This window comes from Actinopolyspora sabaoui, from assembly GCF_051225635.1.
In the GTDB taxonomy this organism is placed as follows: Bacteria; Actinomycetota; Actinomycetes; order Mycobacteriales; family Pseudonocardiaceae; genus Actinopolyspora.
The window spans coordinates 1-293 of the sequence record NZ_JBMIHH010000034.1 but is presented as its reverse complement, the minus strand read 5'-3'; the positions used below and the strand labels follow the sequence as shown (position 1 = coordinate 293).

Below are 293 nucleotides of genomic sequence, written 5' to 3'. Positions count from 1 at the left end.
CGTGTCTCAGTCCCAGTGTGGCCGATCACCCTCTCAGGCCGGCTACCCGTCATCGCCTTGGTACGCCACTACCGCACCAACAAGCTGATGGGCCGCGAGCCCCTCCCAAGCCGGAACACCCCCTCACGAAGGTGCACCTTTCCCGACCGTCCCATGCGAGACAGCCGGGCCATCCGGTATTAGCCCCGGTTTCCCAGGGTTATCCCCACGCCCAGGGCAGGTTACTCACGTGTTACTCACCCGTCCGCCGCTCTGCACACCGATCCGAAAACCGGCGCCATCGCTCGACTTGC

1 rRNA gene is annotated in these 293 nt (G+C 64.8%); it reads right to left on the bottom strand.

Features of this window, described 5'->3' with window-relative positions:
- Window positions 1-293: ribosomal RNA gene (locus ACOQFL_RS22865) — 16S ribosomal RNA — on the bottom strand; the annotation flags it as partial.